General features: G+C 70.1%; 32 protein-coding genes and 3 pseudogenes. 11 read left to right on the top strand and 24 right to left on the bottom strand.

From position 1 onward, the window contains the following. Positions 1–71: 71 nt before the first annotated feature. Both ACIF6F_RS09740 and ACIF6F_RS09735 read right to left on the bottom strand, forming a co-directional pair. Positions 72–1,272: pseudogene (locus ACIF6F_RS09740) on the bottom strand (PP2C family protein-serine/threonine phosphatase). Positions 1,273–1,464: 192 nt separating this feature from the next. Continuing rightward, positions 1,465–1,818, bottom strand: a complete 354-nt coding sequence (locus ACIF6F_RS09735; RefSeq protein WP_399943693.1) for a MerR family transcriptional regulator — start codon at positions 1,816–1,818, stop codon at positions 1,465–1,467. 692 nt (positions 1,819–2,510) lie between these two features. Here ACIF6F_RS09735 and ACIF6F_RS09730 point away from each other — a divergent pair. Then, on the top strand, positions 2,511–2,870 hold the full coding sequence (locus tag ACIF6F_RS09730) for a hypothetical protein (protein ID WP_399943690.1): 360 nt from the start codon (positions 2,511–2,513) through the stop codon (positions 2,868–2,870). 117 nt (positions 2,871–2,987) lie between these two features. On the opposite strand, the gene ACIF6F_RS09725 is transcribed toward ACIF6F_RS09730, so the two are convergent. The 4 genes from ACIF6F_RS09725 to ACIF6F_RS09710 all read right to left on the bottom strand — a co-directional run bounded on the left by ACIF6F_RS09725 (position 2,988) and on the right by ACIF6F_RS09710 (position 5,661). Next, positions 2,988–3,299 (bottom strand): SCO5918 family protein, encoded by a 312-nt coding sequence (locus ACIF6F_RS09725; RefSeq protein ID WP_399943688.1) that lies wholly within the window; start codon positions 3,297–3,299, stop codon positions 2,988–2,990. 6 nt (positions 3,300–3,305) lie between these two features. Beyond that, complete coding sequence (locus ACIF6F_RS09720; protein WP_399943685.1) at positions 3,306–3,650, bottom strand: CBS domain-containing protein; 345 nt, start codon at positions 3,648–3,650, stop codon at positions 3,306–3,308. A gap of 46 nt (positions 3,651–3,696) precedes the next feature. Then, the gene (locus ACIF6F_RS09715) at positions 3,697–5,208 is read right to left on the bottom strand and encodes a DEAD/DEAH box helicase (RefSeq protein ID WP_399943683.1); all 1,512 of its coding nucleotides are present in this window, start codon (positions 5,206–5,208) and stop codon (positions 3,697–3,699) included. A 249-nt stretch (positions 5,209–5,457) separates the two neighbouring features. Next, the gene (locus tag ACIF6F_RS09710; protein ID WP_399943680.1) at positions 5,458–5,661 is read right to left on the bottom strand and encodes a cold-shock protein; all 204 of its coding nucleotides are present in this window, start codon (positions 5,659–5,661) and stop codon (positions 5,458–5,460) included. 709 nt (positions 5,662–6,370) lie between these two features. Between ACIF6F_RS09710 and ACIF6F_RS09705 the strand changes: the two genes are divergently transcribed. Both ACIF6F_RS09705 and ACIF6F_RS09700 read left to right on the top strand, forming a co-directional pair. After that, positions 6,371–7,039, top strand: a complete 669-nt coding sequence (locus ACIF6F_RS09705) for a DUF998 domain-containing protein (protein WP_399943679.1) — start codon at positions 6,371–6,373, stop codon at positions 7,037–7,039. Between the two features lie 3 nt (positions 7,040–7,042). Continuing rightward, positions 7,043–7,114, top strand: a pseudogene (locus ACIF6F_RS09700) (DUF4287 domain-containing protein); the annotation flags it as partial. A gap of 36 nt (positions 7,115–7,150) precedes the next feature. On the opposite strand, the gene ACIF6F_RS09695 reads toward ACIF6F_RS09700, so the two are convergent. The 7 genes from ACIF6F_RS09695 to ACIF6F_RS09665 all read right to left on the bottom strand — a co-directional run bounded on the left by ACIF6F_RS09695 (position 7,151) and on the right by ACIF6F_RS09665 (position 12,184). Next, positions 7,151–7,951 carry an alpha/beta fold hydrolase gene (locus ACIF6F_RS09695; RefSeq protein WP_399943676.1) on the bottom strand — a complete coding sequence of 267 codons (801 nt, stop codon included), beginning with the start codon at positions 7,949–7,951 and terminating at the stop codon, positions 7,151–7,153. Next, on the bottom strand, positions 7,948–8,976 hold the full coding sequence (locus ACIF6F_RS09690; RefSeq protein WP_399943674.1) for a sigma-70 family RNA polymerase sigma factor: 1,029 nt from the start codon (positions 8,974–8,976) through the stop codon (positions 7,948–7,950). Before ACIF6F_RS09690 ends, ACIF6F_RS09695 begins: the two co-directional genes overlap by 4 nt. Positions 8,977–9,276: 300 nt before the next feature. Beyond that, on the bottom strand, positions 9,277–10,476 hold the full coding sequence (locus tag ACIF6F_RS09685) for a PP2C family protein-serine/threonine phosphatase (RefSeq protein WP_399943671.1): 1,200 nt from the start codon (positions 10,474–10,476) through the stop codon (positions 9,277–9,279). 195 nt (positions 10,477–10,671) lie between these two features. Next, complete coding sequence (locus ACIF6F_RS09680; RefSeq protein ID WP_399943669.1) at positions 10,672–10,947, bottom strand: hypothetical protein; 276 nt, start codon at positions 10,945–10,947, stop codon at positions 10,672–10,674. 42 nt (positions 10,948–10,989) lie between these two features. Continuing rightward, positions 10,990–11,256 (bottom strand): hypothetical protein, encoded by a 267-nt coding sequence (locus tag ACIF6F_RS09675; protein ID WP_399943666.1) that lies wholly within the window; start codon positions 11,254–11,256, stop codon positions 10,990–10,992. Positions 11,257–11,369: 113 nt separating this feature from the next. Continuing rightward, on the bottom strand, positions 11,370–11,579 hold the full coding sequence (locus ACIF6F_RS09670; RefSeq protein WP_399943664.1) for a hypothetical protein: 210 nt from the start codon (positions 11,577–11,579) through the stop codon (positions 11,370–11,372). Next, positions 11,567–12,184, bottom strand: coding sequence for a DUF5994 family protein (locus ACIF6F_RS09665; RefSeq protein WP_399943661.1), 618 nt, complete (start codon positions 12,182–12,184; stop codon positions 11,567–11,569). Before ACIF6F_RS09665 ends, ACIF6F_RS09670 begins: the two co-directional genes overlap by 13 nt. 306 nt (positions 12,185–12,490) lie before the next feature. Here ACIF6F_RS09665 and ACIF6F_RS09660 point away from each other — a divergent pair, with 306 nt between their 5' ends. After that, complete coding sequence (locus ACIF6F_RS09660) at positions 12,491–12,982, top strand: DUF5994 family protein (RefSeq protein ID WP_399943659.1); 492 nt, start codon at positions 12,491–12,493, stop codon at positions 12,980–12,982. After that, positions 12,979–13,101, top strand: coding sequence for a hypothetical protein (locus ACIF6F_RS09655; protein WP_399943656.1), 123 nt, complete (start codon positions 12,979–12,981; stop codon positions 13,099–13,101). Before ACIF6F_RS09660 ends, ACIF6F_RS09655 begins: the two co-directional genes overlap by 4 nt. Positions 13,102–13,153: 52 nt before the next feature. Here ACIF6F_RS09655 and ACIF6F_RS09650 read toward each other — a convergent pair whose 3' ends face one another. The 11 genes and pseudogenes from ACIF6F_RS09650 to ACIF6F_RS09600 all read right to left on the bottom strand — a co-directional run bounded on the left by ACIF6F_RS09650 (position 13,154) and on the right by ACIF6F_RS09600 (position 18,754). Continuing rightward, positions 13,154–13,435: an alpha/beta fold hydrolase gene (locus ACIF6F_RS09650; RefSeq protein WP_399943653.1), complete on the bottom strand. Its 282-nt coding sequence runs from the start codon at positions 13,433–13,435 to the stop codon at positions 13,154–13,156. Next, positions 13,432–13,926, bottom strand: coding sequence for an alpha/beta fold hydrolase (locus ACIF6F_RS09645; RefSeq protein ID WP_399943650.1), 495 nt, complete (start codon positions 13,924–13,926; stop codon positions 13,432–13,434). Before ACIF6F_RS09645 ends, ACIF6F_RS09650 begins: the two co-directional genes overlap by 4 nt. A 129-nt stretch (positions 13,927–14,055) precedes the next feature. Next, complete coding sequence (locus ACIF6F_RS09640; protein ID WP_399943648.1) at positions 14,056–14,256, bottom strand: hypothetical protein; 201 nt, start codon at positions 14,254–14,256, stop codon at positions 14,056–14,058. A 490-nt stretch (positions 14,257–14,746) separates the two neighbouring features. Next, a complete protein-coding gene (locus ACIF6F_RS09635; RefSeq protein WP_236647607.1) occupies positions 14,747–15,067 on the bottom strand; it encodes a hypothetical protein in 321 nt (106 codons plus the stop codon). After that, on the bottom strand, positions 15,064–15,405 hold the full coding sequence (locus ACIF6F_RS09630) for a hypothetical protein (RefSeq protein WP_037920733.1): 342 nt from the start codon (positions 15,403–15,405) through the stop codon (positions 15,064–15,066). The genes ACIF6F_RS09635 and ACIF6F_RS09630 overlap by 4 nt, the downstream gene beginning before the upstream one ends. After that, positions 15,402–15,671, bottom strand: a complete 270-nt coding sequence (locus ACIF6F_RS09625) for a hypothetical protein (protein ID WP_399943645.1) — start codon at positions 15,669–15,671, stop codon at positions 15,402–15,404. The genes ACIF6F_RS09630 and ACIF6F_RS09625 overlap by 4 nt, the downstream gene beginning before the upstream one ends. Before the next feature lie 751 nt (positions 15,672–16,422). Beyond that, positions 16,423–17,037: pseudogene (locus ACIF6F_RS09620) on the bottom strand (serine/threonine-protein phosphatase); the annotation flags it as partial. A gap of 215 nt (positions 17,038–17,252) precedes the next feature. Further along, on the bottom strand, positions 17,253–17,528 hold the full coding sequence (locus ACIF6F_RS09615; RefSeq protein ID WP_399943642.1) for a hypothetical protein: 276 nt from the start codon (positions 17,526–17,528) through the stop codon (positions 17,253–17,255). A 43-nt stretch (positions 17,529–17,571) separates the two neighbouring features. Then, complete coding sequence (locus ACIF6F_RS09610) at positions 17,572–17,838, bottom strand: hypothetical protein (RefSeq protein WP_399943640.1); 267 nt, start codon at positions 17,836–17,838, stop codon at positions 17,572–17,574. A gap of 111 nt (positions 17,839–17,949) precedes the next feature. Next, entirely contained in the window at positions 17,950–18,159 is a 210-nt protein-coding gene (locus ACIF6F_RS09605) for a hypothetical protein (RefSeq protein WP_399943637.1), read from the bottom strand. 4 nt (positions 18,160–18,163) lie between these two features. Further along, a complete protein-coding gene (locus ACIF6F_RS09600) occupies positions 18,164–18,754 on the bottom strand; it encodes a DUF5994 family protein (protein ID WP_399943635.1) in 591 nt (196 codons plus the stop codon). 308 nt (positions 18,755–19,062) lie between these two features. Here ACIF6F_RS09600 and ACIF6F_RS09595 point away from each other — a divergent pair, with 308 nt between their 5' ends. From ACIF6F_RS09595 to ACIF6F_RS09570, 6 genes are all read left to right on the top strand, one after another. After that, entirely contained in the window at positions 19,063–19,554 is a 492-nt protein-coding gene (locus ACIF6F_RS09595) for a DUF5994 family protein (RefSeq protein ID WP_399943633.1), read from the top strand. After that, the gene (locus ACIF6F_RS09590) at positions 19,551–19,907 is read left to right on the top strand and encodes a PRC-barrel domain-containing protein (RefSeq protein ID WP_362005767.1); all 357 of its coding nucleotides are present in this window, start codon (positions 19,551–19,553) and stop codon (positions 19,905–19,907) included. Before ACIF6F_RS09595 ends, ACIF6F_RS09590 begins: the two co-directional genes overlap by 4 nt. Positions 19,908–19,934: 27 nt before the next feature. Continuing rightward, positions 19,935–20,105: a hypothetical protein gene (locus ACIF6F_RS09585; RefSeq protein ID WP_399943630.1), complete on the top strand. Its 171-nt coding sequence runs from the start codon at positions 19,935–19,937 to the stop codon at positions 20,103–20,105. 125 nt (positions 20,106–20,230) lie between these two features. After that, positions 20,231–20,605 (top strand): hypothetical protein, encoded by a 375-nt coding sequence (locus tag ACIF6F_RS09580; protein WP_399943627.1) that lies wholly within the window; start codon positions 20,231–20,233, stop codon positions 20,603–20,605. Between the two features lie 764 nt (positions 20,606–21,369). Then, positions 21,370–21,813 carry a hypothetical protein gene (locus ACIF6F_RS09575; protein ID WP_399943625.1) on the top strand — a complete coding sequence of 148 codons (444 nt, stop codon included), beginning with the start codon at positions 21,370–21,372 and terminating at the stop codon, positions 21,811–21,813. A 256-nt stretch (positions 21,814–22,069) separates the two neighbouring features. Next, positions 22,070–22,300: a DUF2933 domain-containing protein gene (locus ACIF6F_RS09570; RefSeq protein ID WP_399943622.1), complete on the top strand. Its 231-nt coding sequence runs from the start codon at positions 22,070–22,072 to the stop codon at positions 22,298–22,300. Positions 22,301–22,407 lie beyond the last annotated feature (107 nt).

Here is a 22,407-nt window from a genome sequence, read left to right as displayed (position 1 = left end):
CTCGTGGTCCGCAACGGCCGGGGGCCGCCGCGTGACCGTCGCCGCCTCCACATGCCCGGCGACGTCCGCCGTCAGCCGCGCCACTCGATGAGGACGAGCGTGGCGTCGTCGGTGGTCGTTTCGCCGCGGGCCCGCTTGAGCGTGTGGGACAGGTCGCGTGCCATGGCCCGAACGCCCCGGTCCGCCCGGTCCAGCCGATGGACCCAGTCGATCAGCTGGTCCTCGCCGAACTGCGCCTGCCCGCTCTTGTGTTCCTCGATCAGGCCGTCGGTGAAGCAGAGGATGCGGTCTCCGGGCGCGAGGGTCACTTCACTGATCTGCGGCTGCGCTCCTCCGAAGCCGACCGGGAGGGTGGTGGGGCTGTCGAGGCGGCGTACGACGCGGTGCCCGCGGATCAGCATGGGAGCGGGATGGCCGGCGTTCACCCACTGGAGGCGGCCGTTGTCCGTCTCCAGCCGGAGCATCTGCGCCGTGACGAAGTGGTCGGGGGCGAACTGCCCGGCCACCGCCCGGTCCATGAAGAGGTAGATCTCGGACAGCTCGACGCTGATCCGGCGGGCGTGCCGGTACGCACCGATGGCAACGGTGGCCATGGTGGCCGCGTTCAGGCCGTGGCCCATCGCGTCGATGACGGCGAGGTGGAGGGTGTCTCCGTTGAGGGCGTAGTCGAAGCTGTCTCCCGCCACGTCGTAGGCGGGTTCCAGGACTCCGGCGACGGCGACGCGCGGCATCACCATCGACAGCGGGGGCAGCAGGGACCATTGGATCTCCGCGGAGACGCTCATCGGTTCGGCGCGGCGGGCGCGGAAGAAGAGGTCGGTCTGGTGGTGCTTCGTCTGCAGCAGGTCGGCGACCAGGCCCGCGACCCTGCGGAGGAGGCGGCGGTCGTCGTCGTCGAACGCGTCCACGGTGACGGCCAGGACGCCGGCCTGGTTCGCCGCCGGCCGGCAACGGCACGTGGACCCGCACGCCGTCGGCCTGCACGAGGTCGACCGGGCGTGAGGTGAGGAAGCAGCGTCCCGCCGCCGAGCCGTCGATGGGCTGGGCTTCGCCGCCGGTCAGTCCTTCGACGGCCAGGGGGACCAGCTTCTGCTGCCCGTAGTCCTGGAGCAGGATCTGCGGATTCCGGCCCCCCAGGAGGCCGAGCGCCTCGGCGACGACCGTTCCGACCAGGTGGGGCGGCAGCGTGCGCGCACGGTCGAGGAGTCCGCCCAGCAGGGCCTCACCGAAGCTCTCCGAGCGGGCTGGCTCCCCGAGCCGTCCGGCGGTCATCCCGTTGCCTCCCGATCGGGCGTCGGTGACCGGCCCTGTCCGGCCAGCTGTGCGACCTCCAGGATGCTCCGCGACGGCAGGTCACGCCACACCGCTGCCACCCGGCGACGGCGGGGGCGGCCAAGGGCCGCCGGTCGCATGCGCCGGTCCGCCCGCCGCCCGCTCCACTGGGACGCGGGGCGGGGTCCCTGCTCAGCCGTCGGCGGGAAGCCGTCCCCGGCCCGCCTGTCCCTCGGCCGCCGCGCGGCGGTACTCGGCGTTGATGCGCTGGGCCTCTTCGAGCTGGTCTTCGAGGATGATGATCCGGCAGGCGGCGTCGATCGGGGTTCCCTGGTCGACGAGTTCGCGGGCGCGGGCGGCGATGCGGAGCTGGTAGCGGGAGTAGCGGCGGTGGCCGCCCTCGGAACGCAGCGGAGTGATCAGGCGGGCCTCGCCGATGGCGCGGAGGAAGCCCTGGGTGGTGCCGATCATCTCGGCGGCCCGGCCCATGGTGTAGGCGGGGTAGTCGTCGTCGTCGAGACGGTCGTACGAGTCGCCTGCTGTCATTTGCACCTCTCCGTGAAACGCATAGAGGGGCCCTGGTGCCAGTACTGGCACCAGGGCCCTGAAGGAACTTCTACACCACCTGCCGGCCCTGATGAAGCGCCGGCCTTCTGTGTCCGCACACCCGGCCTGGTGACTGCCGTCGGTGCGGGGATCGCAGCTGCTTGACCGAAGACCACCTCGCTAACGATGTCCTGCGGTACCCGGACTCGACACTTCCGGCCCGGGCGATCCTGATGGCGCCGTGTTCCTCCGTTCGTTCCCTGCTGATCGACTTCTTCCTGCGGGTACTGCGTACTGCTGGGTACCGCTCTCGGAGGCCCCTGATCACTGCGGGCCGCCCGGTCCGGCCGTCAGTTTCGTCACCGTCCTGCGAAAGCCCTGGCTTCGAAACTCCACCGCCGCACCGTCCTGCTCACTGCGACTACATGTGCTGCTTGCCGGCAGTTCGTCTCTGCCAGGCCTTGCTTGTCTCTTCTGGCTACGAAGGAAAACATAGCCCGGTAAGGATCCGATGTCTACTGCGGCGAAGATAGATTTTCTTGTCCCGGTCACACAGGCAAGGTTCCCGGTGGGGACTGCGACGTCGTCGCGAAGGCGCGGCGGCCCCTGCACCTGTGCGCTCCCCCGGTTGGCCTTCCCACCCGGGAGGACGACCTGTGGCGGGGGTGGGGCGCCCCGTAGGATCGGGTTCCATGTCGAAGATTGACGAGCTGCTCGTTGACGTCGCCAGGCTGGTGGAGTCCGGGCAGAGCAACCAGATGTCCCTGACCGTCGTGACGGGGGGCGCTGTCATCACAGGTCGGCTGGCACCCGAAGCGGTGTGGCGGCAGCGGGTCTCGGAGGTCTTGGCGGACTCCGACCGGCTGGCCGAGTTCTCCGCCGTCTTCGCCGCCGCGGCGGCGAAGGACGGGCCGCCCACGCACCTGCACTTCCACCTGGCGCGGATCCTCCAGGGCACGGTGGGGATCCCGGAGACGGGCGGGATGTACCGCGTCTCGATCGCGGACATCAGCGCCTGGACGATGGGCGACGTCAGCTACTCCGATCACTGACCCCGCCTCCGCAGAAGTCACCCCGTCGATGTACGAAAGGACCCCACCGACACGTATGTCGGTGGGGTCCTTTCGTACATCGACGGGCGTCACCTCAAGCCCGCCCGCGGTTTACGGTCAGGCACTCGGAGCGCCGAGCGCCGCAGAGGCGCGCTGGACGGGGTCGAGGCCGTGGGGGGCGGGCGCGCCGCTCTGCGGGAGGGTGTGACACGTGAAGCCGAGTCCGGTCATGGCGCGGACGACTTCACGGGCGGTGAAGTCGCGGCGGTCCTGGCCTGTGATGACCTGGCCGACCTGCTTGACGGGGTAGGCGCGGCGACCGATGATCACGGACTCGCCGGTGATCGCCTCGGGTCTGATGCCCTTCATGGACTCCAGGACGCCGCTCGTGGTGAGGTTGAAGGGGAAACGGGCGATGACACAGCGCACGATGCCTCACAAGGGGAGAGGGGAAGGGGCAGGGCCGGATCTGGTTCCGGGAGCCGTGGAGTAGTGGTCCGACGGTCCGCGGCCGGAGAGGTCGCGCAGCCGGAGCCGGTCCGTGTAGGCGGTGCTGTCACGGATGGTGGCGAGCTGGGCCCCGGTCACCAGGCCGGTGCACTGATCGTCGTTGTCGCAGACGCGCAGGTGGCCGGTTCGGGCCCCGGCCATGACGGCCAAGGCCACCTCCACGGTCATGTCGTCGCAGACCTGCGGTGCGGCCGGGTCGATGGCATCGGCCACCGACGGGTGCGTCTGGGCCGAGTGTGTCGGACGGGACTTCATCTGGACTGGGGTCACGCCATGCCTCCTGGGGGGACGGGTCGGCTTCCCTGTCGTACGAGGCTCAGGCGGCCGCGCCGGCGGAACGCCGCCGTGCGGGGGCGCGCCGGGACGCCGGGACGGGACTGCGCCGGCTGCGTGAAGCAGTGCCGCGCTCGCGCTGCTCGCCGGGCGGCGGGGTGATCTTCACAGGAACGCCGGAGGGCGTGCGCGCGCCCGTGATCCGGGCGAGCGCGCCCTCGCCGGAGCGGACCTGAGTGGTGTCGGGCACGATCCCGGCGGCCGTCATGAGCCGTGTCATGGCGCGGCGCTGGCCGGCGGTGACCAGGGTGACGACGCTGCCTGACGCGCCGGCCCGGGCGGTACGGCCGCCGCGGTGGAGGTAGTCCTTGTGGTCGGTGGGCGGGTCCACGTTGACGACGAGGTCGAGCTGGTCGACGTGGATTCCGCGGGCCGCGACGTTCGTGGCGACCAGAACGGAGACGTGCCCGTTCTTGAACCAGGCCAGGGTACGGGCGCGCTGCGGCTGTGACTTGCCGCCGTGCAGCGCCGCTGCCCGCACGCCGTGGCCGAGGAGGTCCTCGGTGAGGCGGTCCACCGCCTGCTTGGTGTCCAAGAACATGATCACCCGGCCGTCACGCGCTGCGATCTCGGTGATCAGCCGCTGCTTGTCGGCGCCCTGCACGTGCAGGACGTGGTGCTTCATCGTCGTGACCGCGCCCTGGGAGGGGTCGACGGAGTGGACGACGGGGTCGGTGAGGTAGCGGCGCACGAGAAGGTCGACGTTGCGGTCCAGGGTCGCGGAGAACAGCATCCGCTGGCCTTCGGGCCGGACCTGGTTCAGCAGCGCGATCACCTGGGGCATGAAGCCCATGTCGGCCATCTGGTCGGCCTCGTCCAGAACGGTGACCGCAACCTCGTCCAGCCGGCAGTGGCCGCGGTCGATGAGGTCCCTGAGACGCCCGGGGGTGGCCACGACGACTTCGACGCCGCTTCGCAGTGCGTTCGTCTGCCGGCCGATCGGCATTCCGCCGACGACGGTGGTCAGGCGCAGCTTCACGGCCCGCGCGTACGGGGTCAGGGCGTCCGTGACCTGCTGGGCGAGCTCCCGGGTCGGGACGAGGACCAGGGCCAGCGGTCGACGGGGTTCGGCGCGCTGCCCGGCCGTACGGGCGAGCAGGGCCAGGCCGAAGGCGAGCGTCTTGCCGGAACCCGTCCTGCCCCGGCCCAGCACGTCGCGGCCCGCCAGGGAGTTCGGCAGCGTCGCTCCCTGGATGGGGAACGGGACGGACACGCCCTGCGTGCCGAGGGCGGCCAGGAGGCGCTTGTCCAGGGGGAGGTCGGCGAAGCTCTCGACCGGAGGCAGCGCCGGGGTGATCGTCTCGGGCAGGGCGAACTCCCCCCGTACCGGGGCCCGGTGGCCGCCGCTTCCGCCCGACCGGCTCGTGCCTCCCGTGCGGCTCGCACCGAACGAACCGGAACGACCGCCCCGGCCGGTTCCGGCGGGGGAGTCGTATGCGTGGCCGCCTTTGCGGCGCGTGCGGGAGGGGCGGCCGTTCGTGCGTGTGGGGCTCACTCAGAACCTTTCGTGATGTGGCACGTACCGGGAAACTCCGACAGTGGCTGAGAGGTGCCGGAATTGCGAGAACCGGCTGAATGGAATGCGAGAGCCGGGCGGTTCGGCCGGGGGGGGGCAGAATTTAAGGGGGGAGCGCTGAAAGCGGGCTTCGGCTGTTCGAGTGTGCGCGGAAGTCCCGGAAAATGAATGCAGCTGGGGCCCGCACCCCGAAGGATGCGGGCCCCAGCTACGTATGACGCGTCAGAGTCAGGCGGGAACGATGTTCTCGGCCGTCGGGCCCTTCTGGCCCTGTGCGATGTCGAAGGAGACCTTCTGCCCCTCCTGGAGCTCGCGGAAGCCCTGGGAGGCGATGTTCGAGTAGTGGGCGAACACGTCAGGGCCGCCGCTCTCCTGCTCGATGAAGCCGAAACCCTTTTCCGAGTTGAACCACTTCACGGTGCCAACGGCCATGTCATATCTCCTTGGGGCAGTGCAGCGGCATCCGCACCTTGCGGACGCCGTGTCGCCGCGATGATTCCCTCCGGATATGACCGGAATGCAAAACGCATCCGTATGGCATGAGGGCCGACGGGGCGCCTGAAAATTCGGGTACCAAAACTGCAACTGATTCGACAGTAGCACGCCGGTGCAGCCGGTGCGGGTTCGCTTTTTCACTCCCGTGTGTCGCCGACAAAAACCCTCCCCGGGGGGCTGGCTAAAATCTCCGTCCGCGAACGCAGATATCAACAAATCCGCAATGCGAGTCGGGTGCGGTGGGCGTAGAACCGGGCACCCTTGTTCTCGAACAGGAACGCGGACCCGGAGAGGCCTGGACAACAAACAAGCCCCAGGTCGCTGACCTGGGGCTTTGCTATGGAGCGGATGACGGGAATCGAACCCGCGCCCTAACTTGGGAATCACCCGGCACTTGGACGGGTAAAGGGTGCCTGACCTGCGAGAACGCTGGTTCACGGTCGCCATCTCGTCGTTCCCTCGAACCCCTTGTTGTCCGCTGTTTACCGCCTCTACCGGCACGTTGTGGCACGCCCTTCTCGGTGACGCGAGCGTGGGGGAAGCGGTCCAGAGGTGCATGTGATCCAGCGCACATCGCCAGAAGCGATGACTTCGCCTCTTGCCGTCGGTCATACAAGCGAAACCGCCGACGGAAGGAAGGCCCGCCATGACCCACACGCTGACCGCCCCGCACGACATCGTCTCCAGCGCGCCCGCACCGCGCCCGGCGGCGCGGTGGACTGCGAGCGGCGGCATGGTGGCGGGCCCGCTGTTCCTGGCGGCCGGACTCGCCCAAGGCGTGGTGCGGGACGGCTTCGACTTCACGCGGAACGCGATCAGCCAGCTCGCCCTCGGTGAGGCGGGATGGATCCAGACGGTGAACTTCGTGCTCGCCGGCGCGCTGCTGCTCGCTGGGGCGGCGGGACTGCGGCGGGTGCTGTGCGGTACGCCGGGCGGGACCTGGGGCCCGGTCCTGGTCGGCGTGTTCGCAGTCTCCTTCTGGGTCGCTGCGGCCTTCCCGGCCGACGCAGGGGCGGGCTTTCCCGTCGGTGCCCCCGAGGCGACCGTGATGAGTGGGCACGGCGCCGTCCACATGTTCGGCGGGATGGTCGGCTACCTCGCCCTGTGCGCGGCGCTCGTCGTCCTGGCCCGTCCGCTCGCCGCCGGGGGCATGCAGGGCTGGGCCGTCGCCACCCGCCTCGTACCGGTGGTCGTCCTCGCGGGCTTCATGGCCTCGGCCGCCTCCGTCCTGGCCTTCACCGTCGGCGCGGGGCTCGGCCTGCTGTGGCTGACCGCGGTGACGGCCCGGCTGGCCGGCGCTCCGGCGAACCGCTAGCGGGAGCACGGCCTGGGCCACGGCCACGCCAACGCCCTCGTCGCACACACACTCGCCGAGAACAGCGGTCAGTGAACGGGATCGTGCTCCCGCCGTCCGGCTGGCGGAAGATCACGTGACGTCCCCAAGGAACCCATGGAGTACGCGCCGCAGGACGTCCGGCCGTTCCAGATGAACGTCGTGTCCCGTCCCGGGGACACTCAAGGCCACGGTCCTTGGCCGTCGCCGGAGCATCTCGTCGATCTCCGCGGGCGAGATGATGCCGGACTGGCCGAGGACGGCCAGGGTCGGGCAGGTCACGTTCGACCACTCGTCCCAGAAGGACCGCTGGGCGATCTCCGCCAGCGACCCGACCATCACGTCGCAGTCGAAGCGCGGCCACCAGCCGCCGTCGCGTTCCACCAGGCCGGCCGCCCAGCCCTCGCCGACCGGACCGCCGCCGAGGAATGCGACGGCGGCCTCCCGCGACGAGAACGGCCGGGGCCAGGAATCGAGCCAACCGCCGATCTCCGCCTGCACCTCACGGTTCGGCCCGCCCGGCCCGGCCTCCACCAGGACGAGCGCACGGAAGAGCTCGGGGTGTGCGGCGGCGGCGAGCATGGCCGTGTGGCCGCCCAGCGACTGGCCCACCAGGACGGGTTGCTGGAGGCCGAGTTGTTCGAGTACGGCGACGACATCCGCGACGTACGCGGCCCGGGACACGTCCTGCGGACGGCGCTCGCTGGCACCGTGGCCGCGCTGGTCGACGGCGACAACCCTGTATCGGGGGCTCAGGTCGCGGGCGATGGCGTCCCATTCGCCCGCGTGGCCGGCCAGCCCGTGCAGCAGGACGACCGGTGCCCCCGATCCGCCCCAGTCGCGGCAGGAAATGCGGACGCTCTCACGGATGACGGTGTGCTCTGACCAACTCATGCAGGGTCCTTCAGGCGCTCAGCGGGAGAGTCGGGACCGATACGTGCCGGCAGGCCGAAGAGCGGGAACAGGCGCTCGACGTCGCGGAAGGCGTTAATGCCGGTGATGTGGTGGCCGGAGAACTCGATGACCTGGAGCGCCCAGGGTTCGTAGCCCGTTCCGTCGGGGCTCGGCCGGTACTGCCCGAAGGCGGGGGTGCCGTTCGCCGTGGTCGGGATCAGGCGCGAGCCGCGGCAGTCGACGGCGGGGCCGGTCAGCCACGCCTGGATGTCGGGGATCCCACGCATCCACTTCGCGTACGGGGGCAGGCACAGCGTGGCGTCGACGTGGAGCAGCATGGCCAGCTCCTCCATGTCGTAGCGGGAGAAGGCCATGGCGTACCGCTCGGCCAGCATGCGGCGGACGGCGTCGGTCGGCGTGGTGCCGGGGCCGTTGACGGGGCCACGGTGTGCGGCGAGTGTGGCTCGGGCCCGCTGCAGGGCGCTGTTGACCGAGGCGACGGTCGAGCCGTGCAGCTCGGCCACCTCGCGGGCCGAGAAGACCAGCACGTCCCGGAGGAGCAGCGTGGCCCGCTGCTTGGGCGGCAGGTGTTGGAGCGCGGCGACGAACGCCAGCCGCACCGACTCACCCGCCGTCGCCGCCAACTCAGGGTCCCCGCCGGGACAGGGCCCGATCCACACGGCGGCATCCTCCGGGACGCCGGGGGCCGAGGCCCCGGGTGAAGGCTCCGAGAGGTCCATCGGCAGAGCCCGCCGCCTGCCTGCGGCCAGGGCGTCCAGGCACACGTTGGTGGCGATGCGGTAGACCCACGACCGAAGCGAAGAACGTCCTTCGAACCGCTCGACGTTCCGCCAGGCCCGGACCATCGTCTCCTGCACGGCGTCCTCGGCCTCGGCGTACGACCCGAGCATCCGGTAGCAGTACCCGGTCACTTCTCCCCGATGCTCCTCAAGCGTGTCCATCGCCCCTCGTGCCACGGTGTCCCGCACGCCGCCCCCTTTCCGGCCTCGCGTGGGAGATTCCATCGCCGAGGCTGCGGCAAAGATACGCACGACGAACGTCCAGATCAGTGACCTGGTCCTGCGCCCGGTCCGAGAGGTCTAGACAACAATGAAGCCCCAGGTCTCTGACCTGGGGCTTCGCGGAAGAGCGGATGACGGGAATCGAACCCGCGCTATAAGCTTGGGAATCACCCGGCACTTAGCCTTCGAATTGGCCCTGACCTGCGGAAACGTTAGCCTGGCACCGCTTCTTCGCTGCCTCCTCGACTCCCTTGTTGTCCGCTGCTGACCGCCCCTACTGGCACGTTGTGGCACGACGCCAGATCAGCCACGCCACTCGACCAGGACGAGAGTGGCATCGTCCGAGGTGGCTTCGCCGCGTGCCCGCTTGAGCGTGTGGGACAGGTCCCGTGCCACCGCGCGGACTCCTCGGTCCGCCTTCTCCAGCTGGTTCACCCAGTCGATGAGCTGGTCCTCGCCGAACTGTTCCTGCCCGCTCTCGTGCTCCTCGATCAGGCCGTCGGTGAAGCAGAGGACGCGGTCCCTTGGTTCGAGCGTCACACTGCTGACCCGTGGCTGGGCTCCGCCGAAGCCGACGGGGAGGGTGGTGGGGCTGTCCAGGCGGCCCATGACGCGGTGTTCGCGGATCAGGACGGGGGCGGGGTGTCCCGCGTTGACCCACTGGAGACGGCCGGTGGTCGTGTCCAGCCGCAGCATCTGCGCGGTGACGAAGTGGTCGGGGGCGAACTGCTCGGCGATGGCCCGGTCCATGAAGAGGTAGATCTCGGACAGCTCGACGCTGATGCGGCGGGCGTGCCGGTACGCGCCGATGGCGACGGTCGCCATGGTGGCCGCGTCCAGGCCGTGCCCCATGGCGTCGATCATGACGAGGTGAAGGGTGTCGCCGTTCAGGGCGTAGTCGAAGCTGTCGCCGGCCACGTCGTAGGCGGGCTCCAGGACTCCGGCGACGGCGACGCGGGGCATCGACATGGCCAGCGGTGGCAGGAGCGACCATTGGATCTCCGCGGCGACGGTCATCGGCTCGTCGCGGCGGGTGCGGAAGAAGAGGTCGGTGTGGCCGTTCTTCGTCTGCAGCAGGTCGGCGACCAGCCCCGCGATCCTGCGCAGGAGGCGGCGGTCGTCCTCGTCGACCGTGTCCAGGGTGACGGCCAGGACGCCGGCCTGGTCGCCGCCGTCGAGCAGCGGTACGTGGACGCGTACTCCGTCGGCCATCGCCAGCTCGACCGGGAGCGACGTGAGGAAACACCTGCCGGCCTCCGAGCCGTCGATGGACAGCGGCTCGCCGCCCGTCAGCCCTTCGGCGAGCAGGGGAACGAGGCTCTGCTGCCCGTAGTCCTGGAGCAGGATCTGCGGATTCCTGCCGCCGAGCCGGGCCACCGTCTCGGCGACGACCAGCCCGACCTGGTGAGGCGGCAGCTCGTGCGCCCGGTCCAGGATCGTTCCCAGGAGTCCCTCGCCGAAGCTCTCCGAGCGATCGGGTTTCCCGAGCCGTCCGACGGTCATCCCGTTGCCTCCAACCGAGCGGCGATGACCTCGCCCGGTCCTGCCGTACGGGGCGGATGCCGCGACCGCGCGGCGACCGGGTACCGGAGCGGCCCGCACCAGAGATGTGGCCTCCAGGATGCTCCTCGGCGGCAGGTCACGCCACAGGGACGCCGTGTGGGGACACGGGTTGCAGGTGACCGGAGGCGGACCGGTTCAGCCGCCCTCTTCCTCCTCCTCCGCTTCCATGAGGCGGATGCCCTGGTGGGTGAGCGAGACCATCGCGGGTGTGTTTCCCGGCTCCCAGTCGACCGTGACCAGTCCCTCGCCGGCGAGGTAGGAGCAGGCGGCGGCGAGATCTTGCTCCGGGATGCGGAGGTCGTGGTTGAGCGCGGCTCCGGTGATGCCGAGCAGGCGGTTGCCTTCGGCGGCCGTGTAGAGGGCTTGGAGGATTTGCCGGCGGTACCGCTGCCGCTCGTGGAGTGTCGCCATGGCCGCGTGGTCCTGTCGTCGTTTGGTGTTGTTCGTGGCCGGTCAGGGTTCCTCGGTGTGGGGGCCGGTGCCGGTGGGAGGTCTGCTGGTGGCGAGCCAGGTACGGGCGGGTCCGGCGGCGGTCTCGGTGTCGACGGTGAGGTGGAGCCGTGTGCCGCCGCCTGGCACGGGGTAACTGCGCTGCTCCGCGCCGGCGAAGCACCGGCGGATCACTTCGGCGACCGCGCGGGCGGCCTCGGGCGTGGCGGAGACGATACGGATCTCGGCGTGTGCGGCCTGCGGCAGTGGTTCGTTCTCGGTGGGGTGCAAGACGGCGTGCTCCGTTCGTGACAAAAAGCGAGAGGCCGGCGGGTGGGTTGTCCCGGGTGTCGGGTGCCCCACCCGCGGCCTTCGGCCGGAGGAGTGGTCTGAGGTCAGGCAGGTCAGGGCCAGGTGCCCATAGGCCGACGATCGGCGATCCGTTCGGGCGGCCTGGGGTGGCTGTGGCCGGGGGGACGGCTGAGGGAGGGGTAGGGGTCGCTGAAGTGGCGGGCCGCTATGCGTTCGTCGTGCTGTGCGTTCAGCCGGTGGATCAGGCGTGTGCCGAACACGATCAGAAGTGCGCCTGCCAGGAGCGTGATCATGATCTCCATGTCGTCACCTGCATGTACGCCGGCAGGGGGATCATCCGCGCGCCGACGACGGGGTGGGCCGCTGGGTGCGCCGCTGGGTGCGGCTGGGGTGCCGGGGCGGCCCCGCCGTCGGTGTCCCAGACGTCTTCGCTGCTGCGCGCCTCACGCATACGGCGGCCGGTCGCGGCCTCGTCAGACATCAGCCCACCTGCGGAGAGGATGCTTCCGGGGAGGGCGGCGGCGGTCATCAGCCGGGCTGCGGAGGTGGGTTCGGTCTCGGGCGGAATCACGAGCAGGTCGCAGCGGCCGGTCGTGTAGGACAGCAGGATGATCTTGTCCGGGTCCTGCTCGGTGAACCAGCCCACGTGCAGAACGTGGCCGGTGACGGCGACCTTGTGCGGGACGACGGGCCAGCGGCCGGGATTCACCAGGACGCGGGTGATGCGGCCCCAGCGTCCTTCGAGAGCGTCGGCCAGCGCCGGCAGCTCGGCTGCCAGGTCGCGTGAACGGGGCCACCAGGCGCCGTCGAGCCGACCGGCGAGCGTGGTCTTCGGAGTGAGCGACAAGCGGGCCGGAAGTCCTGGGGTGAGGGCGCGGTTCGCTGTCCCGTCGAGGATGGTGGTCATGGCAGACCTGCCCCCGGGCTGCCCGTCGGCAGCCCGGTTTTTCGTGTTCCCCGGAAATGACACCTGCGTGGAAGCTGGTGCTCGAAGTACTTCCGGTACTTCCAGCGTACGTCTGATCAGTCCATTTCCGGCCTGATACGGGGAGGGGCTTCCGGTTCGAACGAATGAGTGTGCGGTGACGGGCGGACCTGCGGGAGCCGGCGTTACCGTGAGATGACGGCACAGTCGCCCCGCCGGCGGCCTGTCGCTCCTCAGGGGCGGCCGTGGCGGGCCGCGGCGCCACATCCACAGACGAGCGGATCCACCATGGCCGACTCCGACATCCCGCCCCCCTTGCTCCTGCCGGACGAGATCCACCAGGCGGTACGACCCGGTACGGCTCTGCTCCGGCTGGAGACGACGCACTCCCGGCAGGGCGTCCTCGACGGGGCATGGTGGCCGCGCACCCGCGATGTGGAGCGGGAAGTTCCCGCGCTGGTGTCCGTCCTGACCGAACACCTCGGACCCATCACCCGGGTCGGCCTGGACGCCACCGCGTGGAACGAGATTCCGACCCGGCTGGTCATCGACGACCGGGTCGTGCACCTCGACTCCTTCCCCGTCGGCGACGGCACCGTCCTGATCACCCGGGGCGACAAGGACCACTTCGCGCTGATGGTGGTGCCGCCGGACACGGAGCCCGACGCCGCCCGCACCGCCATGGCCCGCGCGGTCCACGCCGACAACATCACCCAGGCCACCGAGCTCCTCGTCGCCGCGCTTCCCCCACCGGCGACCGAAGAGGGAGGAAAGGCATGATCCAGACGGCGGACATCCGCGAGTGGCGCAACCAGGCCGTGGTGGACGTACTCGTGGCAGACCTCCTCTACCTGGCCCTGCGCACCCGCCACTCAGCCCGCCACCGCCCGCTCCGATGACCCGAGGGACGGCCGGAGCGGGCCCCAGCGGTCCGTACGCTCGGCCGGCCGTCTAGCTGCCGAGGAACCTCTCGACCGCCGTCGCCAGGGCCTGCGGACTTTCGTCGGGGGCGAAGTGACCGGCGTCGTCGAGGACCTCGAGCTCGGCGTTCGGATACCACTGCAGCCACGTGGATCGCATGGTGTCGGGGCCCATCGCCGGGTCGTTCGCACCGGCCACTACGAGCACTGGCGTCGCGTTTCCCTTGACCAGCTCGTGGATGTCGGGGCCGCGCGTCCAGGATTCGAGGTACGCGCGCAGGGCCGCCTGCGAGGAGCGTTCCGAGCCGCTCACCCTGGCGTCCACGCGTCGTCGTGCCAACTGCCGGTGAGGGCACCGAAGATCGCCCTGCGGTTGCCGGAATCCTCCACCGCCCCGCTGAACAGCTCCCACATCTCCCCTTCGAGCGGGAACCCGGACGCGGGCACGGGCGAGATGCCGATGATCGAGCGGATCCGTGAGGGGGCGTCCAGCAACAACTGCTGGGCCGCCTTGCCGCCCATGGAGTGACCGATGACCGAGAAGGTGTCCCAGCCGAGGTCGTCGGCCACGGCGAGGACGTCCGCCGCGACCTCCTCCATCGTGTATGTGCCGGGGGTGTCCATCGCCTCGCCGTACCCACGGCAGTCCACGAACGCGTAGCTGAACGCGCCTCCGTCCAGGTGCGGCCGCAGATGACCGAAACTCGACCTGTCGCTGAGCCAGTGGTGGAGTGCGATGACCTGCTCCGGACCGCTGCCCTGTACCTCGTACGGAATGACGTTTCCTGCTCCACGGTTTGCCACGATGTTGGGTCTCCCCTGTCGGGCCCGGCCCGGTATCCCGCCGGCCGGAGGCTTCGCCCCAACGGCGTATCCCAGTCACTTGCGTTCACGTCGGCCGGGCGCCGGGCGTGTGGGCGAGTCGTGCGCTGGTCAGAGCCCCTCGTCGTGCAGGTCCTCTTCGCGCAGCAGGTCGTCCTCACGGCGGCGCGAGGTCTCCTCCGGGCCGGGCTTCTGTCCCTTCTCGCGGGACGACTTACCCGGCCGGGGCCGCGCGGGGTCTCCGGAGCGATGGTGCTTTTGCGCCTCGTGGCCCTTGCCCGGTTCCTGACGCTTGTCCTGCCTACCGTCCATGACGGCGACTCCTCTTGATGACGGGGTGCGGATTCCTCTCGGATCACGCTGACACGCACAGCGACACCCCGCATCATGTCGACTGCGAAGCGAGGCGGACGGAGGACGCCCCTCCCCCATGGGCAGCGCCGGAAGGCCGGGCATCCTTCCAGCGCCGAGGAGCACGCGATCCGCTCTCCGCCCGTCGGCCTCAGCGTGAAAGGCGACTGACCGGACGGCGGCCGTCGGCGGTCTGGACAACGAAGAAGGCCCAGGTCTCTGACCAGGGCCTTCCTTCAAGAGCGGATGACGGGAATCGAACCCGCGCCATAAGCTTGGGAATCACCCGGTACTTGGGTAGGTGCACAGTCTCCGACCTGCGAATACGACCGCTGACGATGCCGTTATGGCTGCTTCGGCGCGACCCTTATTGACCGCTGTTTACCGCCCCTACTGGCACGTTGTGGCACGGCTTCCGCGCCGGCTGGATCCGTGAGGGTGCTGTCGCAGGTCACTGCCAGAACACCTCCTCGACGATGATCTGCGGGTCGGCGGTGCGGCGGGTGAACGTGTAGTGGATCCAGCCCCGGCCGTGATCGAAGTAGCAGACGTACAGTCCGTTCGGCACCGTCGACCGAAGCGGGGCGATACGGCAGCCGGGTGGGAGATCCGGGATGTTGTCGGTACCGCGGAAATAGGGGTCCTCGACGGTGACCAGTTCGGCTCGGATGCCGTCGATCAGGTCGCGTACCGGCTTGGGTAGGGAGTCGCGGGCGGTCCGGGCCGTATCGACCCAGTCCATCTGCCAGGGCGGCCCCATGAAGTCGCTCACTGGCCGGGCTCCGCCTTCCCCGCCTCGCGCCGAAGGTGCGCGGCCTGCGTGAGCAACTGCGTGGCCTCGGCGTTCGTCGACGCGTCGGCTGCCCGGCTTTCCAGGTCGTGGATGTGCCGGTCGAGTGAGGGATCGCGGGCGATGGCAAACTCGGCCCACCACTGGGCGAGGAACGCCGGTACCGGGGCGATGTCGTGTGCGTCGCCGATGGCCCACTTCCAGTGGGCGTCGAAGTCGGCGAGGAGCTGCGGTGTGTGCTCGGCGATCGCGGTGCGCAATGCTTTCGTGTTCCGCTCGGGCATGGGCGGGATGCCGGACGGCCTGGGGGCGGTCGTCATGCCGCCACATCCTCGGTCTCGCTGCCCTGGGCGGCCTGCTTGGCCTTGTAGGCGGCGGCGAGGGTGGACGCGTACTGGGGTGTCCACTCCATGTGCCGGGCGACGGCCGGCGCTCCGCCGCGGCCGAGGTCTACGGCGATACGCCCCGCGGTCTCACGGAAGTGCGCGACGGCATCGTCGGCGGCCTTCTTCGCCCGATCCAGTTCGAGCTTCTGCGCGTCGGTCAGGGCGGCCTGCGGAGCTCGGGCGCGGGGCTTGTCGGTCATAGGAGCAGTGTGGACCCCACGCCGATAAATCGCAAGAGCTACTTGTCATTAAGAGCCTCGTCCGAAAGGAAAGACCTTGCGTCGAGGGCGACACCAAGTCCAGCGGCTGGGGTGTGGGTGAGTGGGCGACCTGCCGGCCATCCTCTCCGTCGAGGTCGAGCGGCACCTTGAGTGGCTCGCGGAGTAGGGGGGCCGGTGGCACGCGAAGGCGCTGTGGGCAGGAGATTCCTGCGAGTTGGGGCACGCGGAGGGCGCGGAGACCCCTGAGAGATCTGGACAAGGACGAAGGCCCAGGTCTGTGACCTGGGCCTTCGTTGAAGAGCGGATGACGGGAATCGAACCCGCGCTATAAGCTTGGGAATCACCCGGCACTTGGGCAGGCGTATACCCGCTGACCTGCGAGAACGGTCATTGGCGGCCACGGGGGCGGTCGACTCGCCGAAGCCTCTCGTGACCGCTGTTCACCGTTTCTACTGGCACGTTATGGCACGGCTCCGTTCAGGGCTCAGAGGAAGCGCGGCCTTCTCCCGGAGGACGACGCCGGGCCTGCCGGCGTCGTCGGGCCTGACGGTCGCTGTCGACCTCGGCGGGTGATGCGTGTCCTCCTCACCCGAGGCCGGGCGACTGCCGCACCGGCCGGGCGCTCGCGCCGTGTCGGGAGCCGTCACGGTCGTCGATCCGGTGCCCTTGCCGGGCCCGCGACACGAGGAGAAGAGGAGAGATGGACTACGGCCCTGCGACGGGTGGTCGGGTACTCCGCCGCCGATCCTTCCGGGGCCACGTCGTAGGCGGGCTCCAGGACTCCGGCGACGGCGACGCGCGGCATGGTCATGGTCAGCGGTGGCAGGAGCGACCACTGGATCTCCGCGGCGACGTTCATCGGCTCGCTGCGGCGGGTGCGGAAGAAGAGGTCGGTGTAGCCGTTCTCGGTCTGCAGGAGTTCGCCGACCAGGCCCGCGATCCGGCGAAGGATGCGGCGGACGTCGTCGTCGACCGTGTCCAGGGTGACGGCCAGCACCCCGGCCTGGTCGCCGCCGCCGAGCAGCGGTGCGTGGACGCGTACTCCGTCGGCCGTCGCCGGCTCGACTGGGAGCGACGTGAGGAAACACCTGCCGGCATCCGAGCCGTCGATGGACAGCGGCTCGCCGCCCGTCAGCCCTTCGGCGAGCAGGGGAACAAGCCTCTGCTGCTGATAGTCCTGAAGCAGGATCTGCGGATTCCTGCCGCCCAGCCGGCCCACCGCCTCGGCGACGACCAGCCCGACCCGGTCGGGCGGCAGCTCGTGCGCCCGGTCCAGGATCGTTCCCAGGAGCCCCTCCCCGAAGCTCTCCGAGCGATCGGGCTTCCCGAGCCCTCCAAGGGCCATCCCGTTGTCTTCAACCCAGCGGCGATGACCTCGCCCGGACCTGCCGTACGGGGGGGTGCCGCGACCGCGCCGCGACCGGGTACCGGAACGGCCCGCGCCGGAGACGTGGCCTCCAGGATGCTTCTCGGTGGCAGGCCACGCCACCCGGCCACCGGCCACCGTGCGGAGGCACCGGCCGCATCCGGCCGACCCGCCGGGTCCGGAGGCGAATCCGCTCAGTCGCCCTCTTCCTCCTCCTCCGCTTCCATGAGGCGGATGCCCTGGTGGGTGAGCGAGACCATCGCGGGTGTGTTTCCCGGCTCCCAGTCGACAATGACCAGTCCCTCGCCCGCGAGGTAGGAGCAGGCGGCGGCGAGGTCCTGCTCCGGGATGTGCAGGTCGTGGTTGAGCGCGGCTCCGGTGATGCCGAGCAGACGGTTGCCTTCGGCGGCCGTGTAGAGGGCCTGGAGGATCTGCCGGCGGTACCGCTGCCGCTCGTGGAGTGTCGCCATGGCCGGGTGGTCCTGTCGTCGCGTGGTGGTCGTTCGTGGCCGGTCAGGGTTCCTCGGTGTGAGGGCCGGCGCCGGTGGGCGGTCTGCTGGTGGCGAGCCAGGTGTGGGCGGGTCCGGCGGCGGTCTCGGTGTCGACGGTGAGGTGGAGCCGTGTGCCGCCACCTGGCACGGGGTAGCTGCGCTGTTCCGCCCCGGCGAAGCACCGGCGGATCACTTCGGCGACCGCGCGGGCGGCCTCGGGAGTGTCGGAGACGATACGAATCTCGGCGTAACCCCCCTGCGGCAGTGGTTCGTTCTCGGTGAGGTCCAAGAGGGTGTGCTCCGTTCGGGACAAAGCGAGAGGCCGGCGGGTGGGTTGTCCCTGGGGTCGGGTGCCCCACCCGCGGCCTTCGGCCGGAGGACTGGTCTGAGGTCAGGCAGGTCAGGGCCAGGTGCCCGTAGGCCGACGATCGGAGATTCGCTCGGGCGGCCTGGGGTTGCCATGGCCGGGGGGACGGCTGAGGGAGGGGTAGGGGTCGCCGAAGTGATGGGCCGCTATGCGTGCCTCGTGCTGGGCGTTCAGCCGGTGGATCAGGCGTGTGCCGAGCGCGATCAGGAGGGCGCCCGCCAGGAGGATGATCACGGTCTCCATGTCCTCACCTCCCGGTGTGTCCCGGCAGCGGGATCATCCGCGCGCCGACGACCGGGTGCGCCACTGGGTGGGGCTGGGGCGTCGGGGCGGCCCCGCCGTCGGTCTCCCAGGCGTCTTCGCTGCTCCGTGCCTCCCGCATACGACGGCCGGTCGCGGCCTCGTCGGACATCAGCGAGCCCGCGGTGAGGGTGCTGCCGGGGAGTCCGGCGGCGGTCATCAGCCGGGCCGCGGAGGCGGGTTCCGTCTCGGGCGGAATGACGAGCAGGTCGCAGCGGCCTGTCGTGTAGGACAACAGGATGACCTTGTCCGGGTCCTGCTCGGTGAACCAGCCCACGTGCAGGACGTGGCCGGTGACGGCGACCTTGTGCGGGACGACGGGCCAGTGGTCGGGGTTCACCAGGACGCGGGTGATGCGGCCCCAGCGTCCTTCGAGGGCGTCGGCCAGCGCCGGCAGCTCGGCTGCCAGATCGCGTGAACGGGGCCACCAGGCGCCGTCGAGCCGACCGGCGAGGGTGGTCTTCGGGGTGAGCGACAAGCGGGCCGGAAGTCCTGGGGTGAGGGCGCGGTTCGCTGTCCTGTCGGGGGTGGTGGTCATGGCGGACCTGCCCCCGGGCTGCCCGTCGGCAGCCCGGTTTTTCGTGTTCCCCGGAAATGACACCTGCGTGGAAGCTGGTGCTCGAAGTACTTCCGGTACTTCCAGGATACGTCTGATCAGCCCGTTTTCGGCCTGATACGGGGAGGTACTTCCGATTCATGCCGAAGAGTGTGCGGCGACGGGCGGACCTGCGGGGGCCGGGGTTACCGTGAGATGACGGCACAGCCGCCCCACCGGCGGCCTGCCGTAGCTTCCGGCTGCGGCCGTGGCGGGCCGCGGCAGCTCACCCGTAGACGAGCGGATCCACCATGACCGACTCCGACATCCCGTCCCCGTTGCTCCTGCCGGACGAGATCCACCAGGCGGTGCGGCCCGGTACGGCTCTGCTCCGGCTGGAGACGACGCACTCCCGGCAGGGCGTCCTCGACGGAGCGTGGTGGCCGCGCACTCGCGACGTGGAGCAAGAGGTTCCCGCGCTGGTGGCAGCCCTGACGGAACACCTCGGACCCATCACCCGGGTCGGTCTGGACGCCACCACGTGGGACGCGATCCCGACCCGGCTGGTCATCGACGCCCGGGTCGTCCACCTCGACTCCTTCCCCGTCGGCGACGACACCGTCCTGATCACCCGTGGCGACAAGGACCACTTCGCGCTGATGGTGGTGCCGCCGGACACGGAGCCCGACGCCGCCCGCACGGCCATGGCCCGCGCCGTCCACGCCGACAACATCACGCAGGCCACCGAGCTCCTCGTCGCCGCACTTCCCCCACCGGCGACCGAACAGGGAGGAGAGACATGATCCAGACGGCGGACATCCGCGAGTGGCGCAACCAGGCCGTGGTGGACCCCGGCGGCCACAAGATCGGCGAACTGGAATCCGTCTACGTCGACACCAGCACCGACGAACCCGCCATGGCCACGGTCCGCGTCGGCCTACCCACCCGGCACCGCCTGGTGTTCGTCCCCCTGGAAGGGGCGACGGTGGGGCCGGGGTACGTGCGGGTCGCCCACGACAGGAAACTGGTGAAACGGAGCCCCTCCATCGGCACGGACGACGTCCTGCCCGTCGAGGAGGAGGAAGCCGTCTTCCGCCACTACGGCCTCACCTACGAACCCGGTGCGAACGGCGAACGACAACTCGCCCGACGCTGAGCACCCGACCGCCGGGGAGGCGGCCCCATGACACTCTTCCTCGCCCTGATCATCGTCGCGATCATCCTGGGCCTCATCGGCGTCGTCGCCGACGGACTCCTCTTCCTGCTCTTCATCGGTATCGCGGTACTCGTGGCAGACCTCCTCTACCTGGCCCTGCGCACCCGCCGCTCCGCCCGTCACCGCCCGCTCCGGTGACCTCGGGGACGGCCGGAGCGGGCCCCGGCAGTCCGTACGCCCGGCTGAGGTGGTGCGCCGGACCGAGCCGCGGAACTGACGGGCTGACAACGACGAAGCCCCGGTCTACGGCCTGGGGCAGGGGCATGCGGCAGCCGGTCTTCCGTCGGCTCGGCGAATCCGCCGCGAACCTGGACGGGGGCGAGGCGGTCGACACCAACAGGATCTTCCTCGGCGCGTGCGCTACCGGTGGCACGACGACCGGCGCGACGACCGGCGGGACCACCGGCGCGACGACGGGTACGACTCTGGGTCTGATCGGCGGCACCCTCATCGGCGGGCCCAGCGTCAACCTGGTGGGCGGTGGCACCTCGGGGAACATCGCGGGCAACACGTCCGGGAACACCGCGGGCAACACCGCCGGGAACTCCACTGGTGGTAACACGTCGGGCAACAGTGCCGGTAACACGGCCGGCGGCTCCATCACCGGCGGGAACGGGTCGACGCGACGGGCCCTGTGACGGATTTCCCGGGGGCCGAGCTTCCAGGAGAGCTGCTCCAGGCCTGCCGAGTCCCGTGTGCGAGTCTCCCCCCGAGTCGTCCCAGGGCTGCTCCGGTTGCGCGTCAGGCTTCAGCTGACGAGCGCGGTGACGCCCCCGCGGGGGACGTCCCGCCGGCCCGCTCGTCAACGTGGTTGTCGAGGTGAGCGGCTCCACGTCGGTGGTCGTCACAACGGCCCCAGCGCATTCACTCCGCCGAGGCCGCCCTTCCGGATCTCACACGTGAGAGTGCTCGATCCACGCTCAAGTCTACGACTGCCGACCGAGGCGGGCCAGGGGGACATGGGCCGTTCCGGCTCAGCCGCGTTCTTCCTCTTCGGCTTCCAATCGGCGGATTCCCTGGTGGTGGGGTCCCTTCAGGGGTGAGCGGGAGGCCGGCGGGTGGTTTGTCCCGGTGTCGGGTGCCCCGCCCGCGGCCTTCGGCCGGAGGAGTGGTTCGGGGTGGTCAGGTCCAGGTGCCTGTGAACCTGCGGTGGGCGGCTTGCTCCGTCGGGGTGGGTGGCTGTGGCTGGACGGCCGGATCAAACTCGCGAGGCGTCGGCATCGGCGTCGGTGTCGAGCGAGCCGCGAGGTTGCCGTCGCGCAGCGGCGCATACCGGTTGGTTTATCGCTTTTGCAGCGAGATGTCGTACGGGACATTCGAGTGGAGTACGTCGTGCGCCGCAATTGCCTCCGCCCTGCTTGCAGTCTTCCAGCACAGTGGCACGACGGCCGAGGAGGCATTCGTGGCTGGTTTTCAGGCTTTCACCACCGGCACCGTGGCGTTGTGGGATCTCGACCCGTACCGCTTTCCTGCCGCGATCGTCGACGATCTGCCGGACCAGACTCCGACGGCCTGCGGTGAACTGGAGCCCGGCGATCACCCTCTGCCCGCGCCGGAGCCGACGAGCCGCCGTCTGGAGCTGCATGCCGCTCTCACCACCGTCGGCACCGCACCCCTGCCGGGTGACGTGGATGCCACCGAGGCCCTGTGTCGACTGGGCGACTCCACCCACGTCACGCTGCGGCGATGGATCAGCGACGCCAGGTGGCCCTCGTGGGCCCGGGCACCCTGTGGGGCATGGGCCCGCGTCTGTCGGACCGGGCGGGCGAAGGCCGCCGCCGGAGGAGCGGTGCGGTATCCGGGGAATCTGGCGGCACCTGTCAGATCACAAGAATTGCCCGGCTGAATCCGCCACGTTCCGCCTCCCTACCTCACCTCTGCGGCTGCCGGTCCTGGAGAGTCGGGTACCTCGTCGGCCCGCCCTCAGGAGCACACTCACGTCCCTGCGACGCCGAATCCCGAGCAGGTCTTGGCCGTCAGGCTCGCTCGTGGGGAGATCGGCGAGGACGACTACCGTCGCCGCCTCGGTGCCCTGCGCCAGGGTGGGCCCGATCCGCAATCATGAAGGTGCCCGCTCTTCCCTCTGAGGAAAGGGGGATGCTGTGAACACCAAGCGCAATTACGGCCTCTACGCCGTCGCTGCGGCGATCGTCCTGGTCGGAGCCGTCGCACTGGGAGTCCCGCTGGCGGCCCTGGCTTGGCTCGCGATCATCGCTGCCTGCCCGCTGATGATGTTCTTCATGATGCGCGGCATGCGCGACAACAGCGGCGGTCACGACATGCACGACGTGGACCGCACGCATGACCGCCGTACCCGGCTCGGACGGAAGTGACCGCCCCGCCCTGCAGCGCGCCGGGGCAGACTGCGCACGGCCGGACCGACATCACTGTTACGGAGGTCGCGGAGCTCTTCGGGCGGCCGCTCTGCCGTTGCAGGGCC

Origin of the sequence: Streptomyces sp. NPDC086023 (assembly GCF_044540325.1) — a bacterium.
Classification (GTDB): domain Bacteria; phylum Actinomycetota; class Actinomycetes; order Streptomycetales; family Streptomycetaceae; genus Streptomyces.
The sequence above is the reverse complement of the archived record's forward strand: the minus strand, read 5'-3'. Positions and strand labels throughout refer to the sequence as shown.

What these genes read in the sequence shown, in the direction of transcription:
- ACIF6F_RS09735 (WP_399943693.1), bottom strand. Translation starts at nt 1,818, where the DNA reads ATGACAGCAGGCGACTCGTACGACCGTCTCGACGACGACGACTACCCC.
- ACIF6F_RS09730 (WP_399943690.1), top strand. Translation starts at nt 2,511, where the DNA reads ATGTCGAAGATTGACGAGCTGCTCGTTGACGTCGCCAGGCTGGTGGAG.
- ACIF6F_RS09710 (WP_399943680.1), bottom strand. Translation starts at nt 5,661, where the DNA reads ATGGCCGTTGGCACCGTGAAGTGGTTCAACTCGGAAAAGGGTTTCGGC.
- ACIF6F_RS09705 (WP_399943679.1), top strand. Translation starts at nt 6,371, where the DNA reads ATGACCCACACGCTGACCGCCCCGCACGACATCGTCTCCAGCGCGCCC.
- ACIF6F_RS09695 (WP_399943676.1), bottom strand. Translation starts at nt 7,951, where the DNA reads ATGAGTTGGTCAGAGCACACCGTCATCCGTGAGAGCGTCCGCATTTCC.
- ACIF6F_RS09690 (WP_399943674.1), bottom strand. Translation starts at nt 8,976, where the DNA reads ATGGAATCTCCCACGCGAGGCCGGAAAGGGGGCGGCGTGCGGGACACC.
- ACIF6F_RS09685 (WP_399943671.1), bottom strand. Translation starts at nt 10,476, where the DNA reads ATGACCGTCGGACGGCTCGGGAAACCCGATCGCTCGGAGAGCTTCGGC.
- ACIF6F_RS09680 (WP_399943669.1), bottom strand. Translation starts at nt 10,947, where the DNA reads ATGGCGACACTCCACGAGCGGCAGCGGTACCGCCGGCAAATCCTCCAA.
- ACIF6F_RS09670 (WP_399943664.1), bottom strand. Translation starts at nt 11,579, where the DNA reads ATGGAGATCATGATCACGCTCCTGGCAGGCGCACTTCTGATCGTGTTC.
- ACIF6F_RS09665 (WP_399943661.1), bottom strand. Translation starts at nt 12,184, where the DNA reads ATGACCACCATCCTCGACGGGACAGCGAACCGCGCCCTCACCCCAGGA.
- ACIF6F_RS09660 (WP_399943659.1), top strand. Translation starts at nt 12,491, where the DNA reads ATGGCCGACTCCGACATCCCGCCCCCCTTGCTCCTGCCGGACGAGATC.
- ACIF6F_RS09655 (WP_399943656.1), top strand. Translation starts at nt 12,979, where the DNA reads ATGATCCAGACGGCGGACATCCGCGAGTGGCGCAACCAGGCCGTGGTG.
- ACIF6F_RS09640 (WP_399943648.1), bottom strand. Translation starts at nt 14,256, where the DNA reads ATGGACGGTAGGCAGGACAAGCGTCAGGAACCGGGCAAGGGCCACGAG.
- ACIF6F_RS09630 (WP_037920733.1), bottom strand. Translation starts at nt 15,405, where the DNA reads ATGACGACCGCCCCCAGGCCGTCCGGCATCCCGCCCATGCCCGAGCGG.
- ACIF6F_RS09625 (WP_399943645.1), bottom strand. Translation starts at nt 15,671, where the DNA reads ATGACCGACAAGCCCCGCGCCCGAGCTCCGCAGGCCGCCCTGACCGAC.
- ACIF6F_RS09615 (WP_399943642.1), bottom strand. Translation starts at nt 17,528, where the DNA reads ATGGCGACACTCCACGAGCGGCAGCGGTACCGCCGGCAGATCCTCCAG.
- ACIF6F_RS09605 (WP_399943637.1), bottom strand. Translation starts at nt 18,159, where the DNA reads ATGGAGACCGTGATCATCCTCCTGGCGGGCGCCCTCCTGATCGCGCTC.
- ACIF6F_RS09600 (WP_399943635.1), bottom strand. Translation starts at nt 18,754, where the DNA reads ATGACCACCACCCCCGACAGGACAGCGAACCGCGCCCTCACCCCAGGA.
- ACIF6F_RS09595 (WP_399943633.1), top strand. Translation starts at nt 19,063, where the DNA reads ATGACCGACTCCGACATCCCGTCCCCGTTGCTCCTGCCGGACGAGATC.
- ACIF6F_RS09590 (WP_362005767.1), top strand. Translation starts at nt 19,551, where the DNA reads ATGATCCAGACGGCGGACATCCGCGAGTGGCGCAACCAGGCCGTGGTG.
- ACIF6F_RS09585 (WP_399943630.1), top strand. Translation starts at nt 19,935, where the DNA reads ATGACACTCTTCCTCGCCCTGATCATCGTCGCGATCATCCTGGGCCTC.
- ACIF6F_RS09580 (WP_399943627.1), top strand. Translation starts at nt 20,231, where the DNA reads ATGCGGCAGCCGGTCTTCCGTCGGCTCGGCGAATCCGCCGCGAACCTG.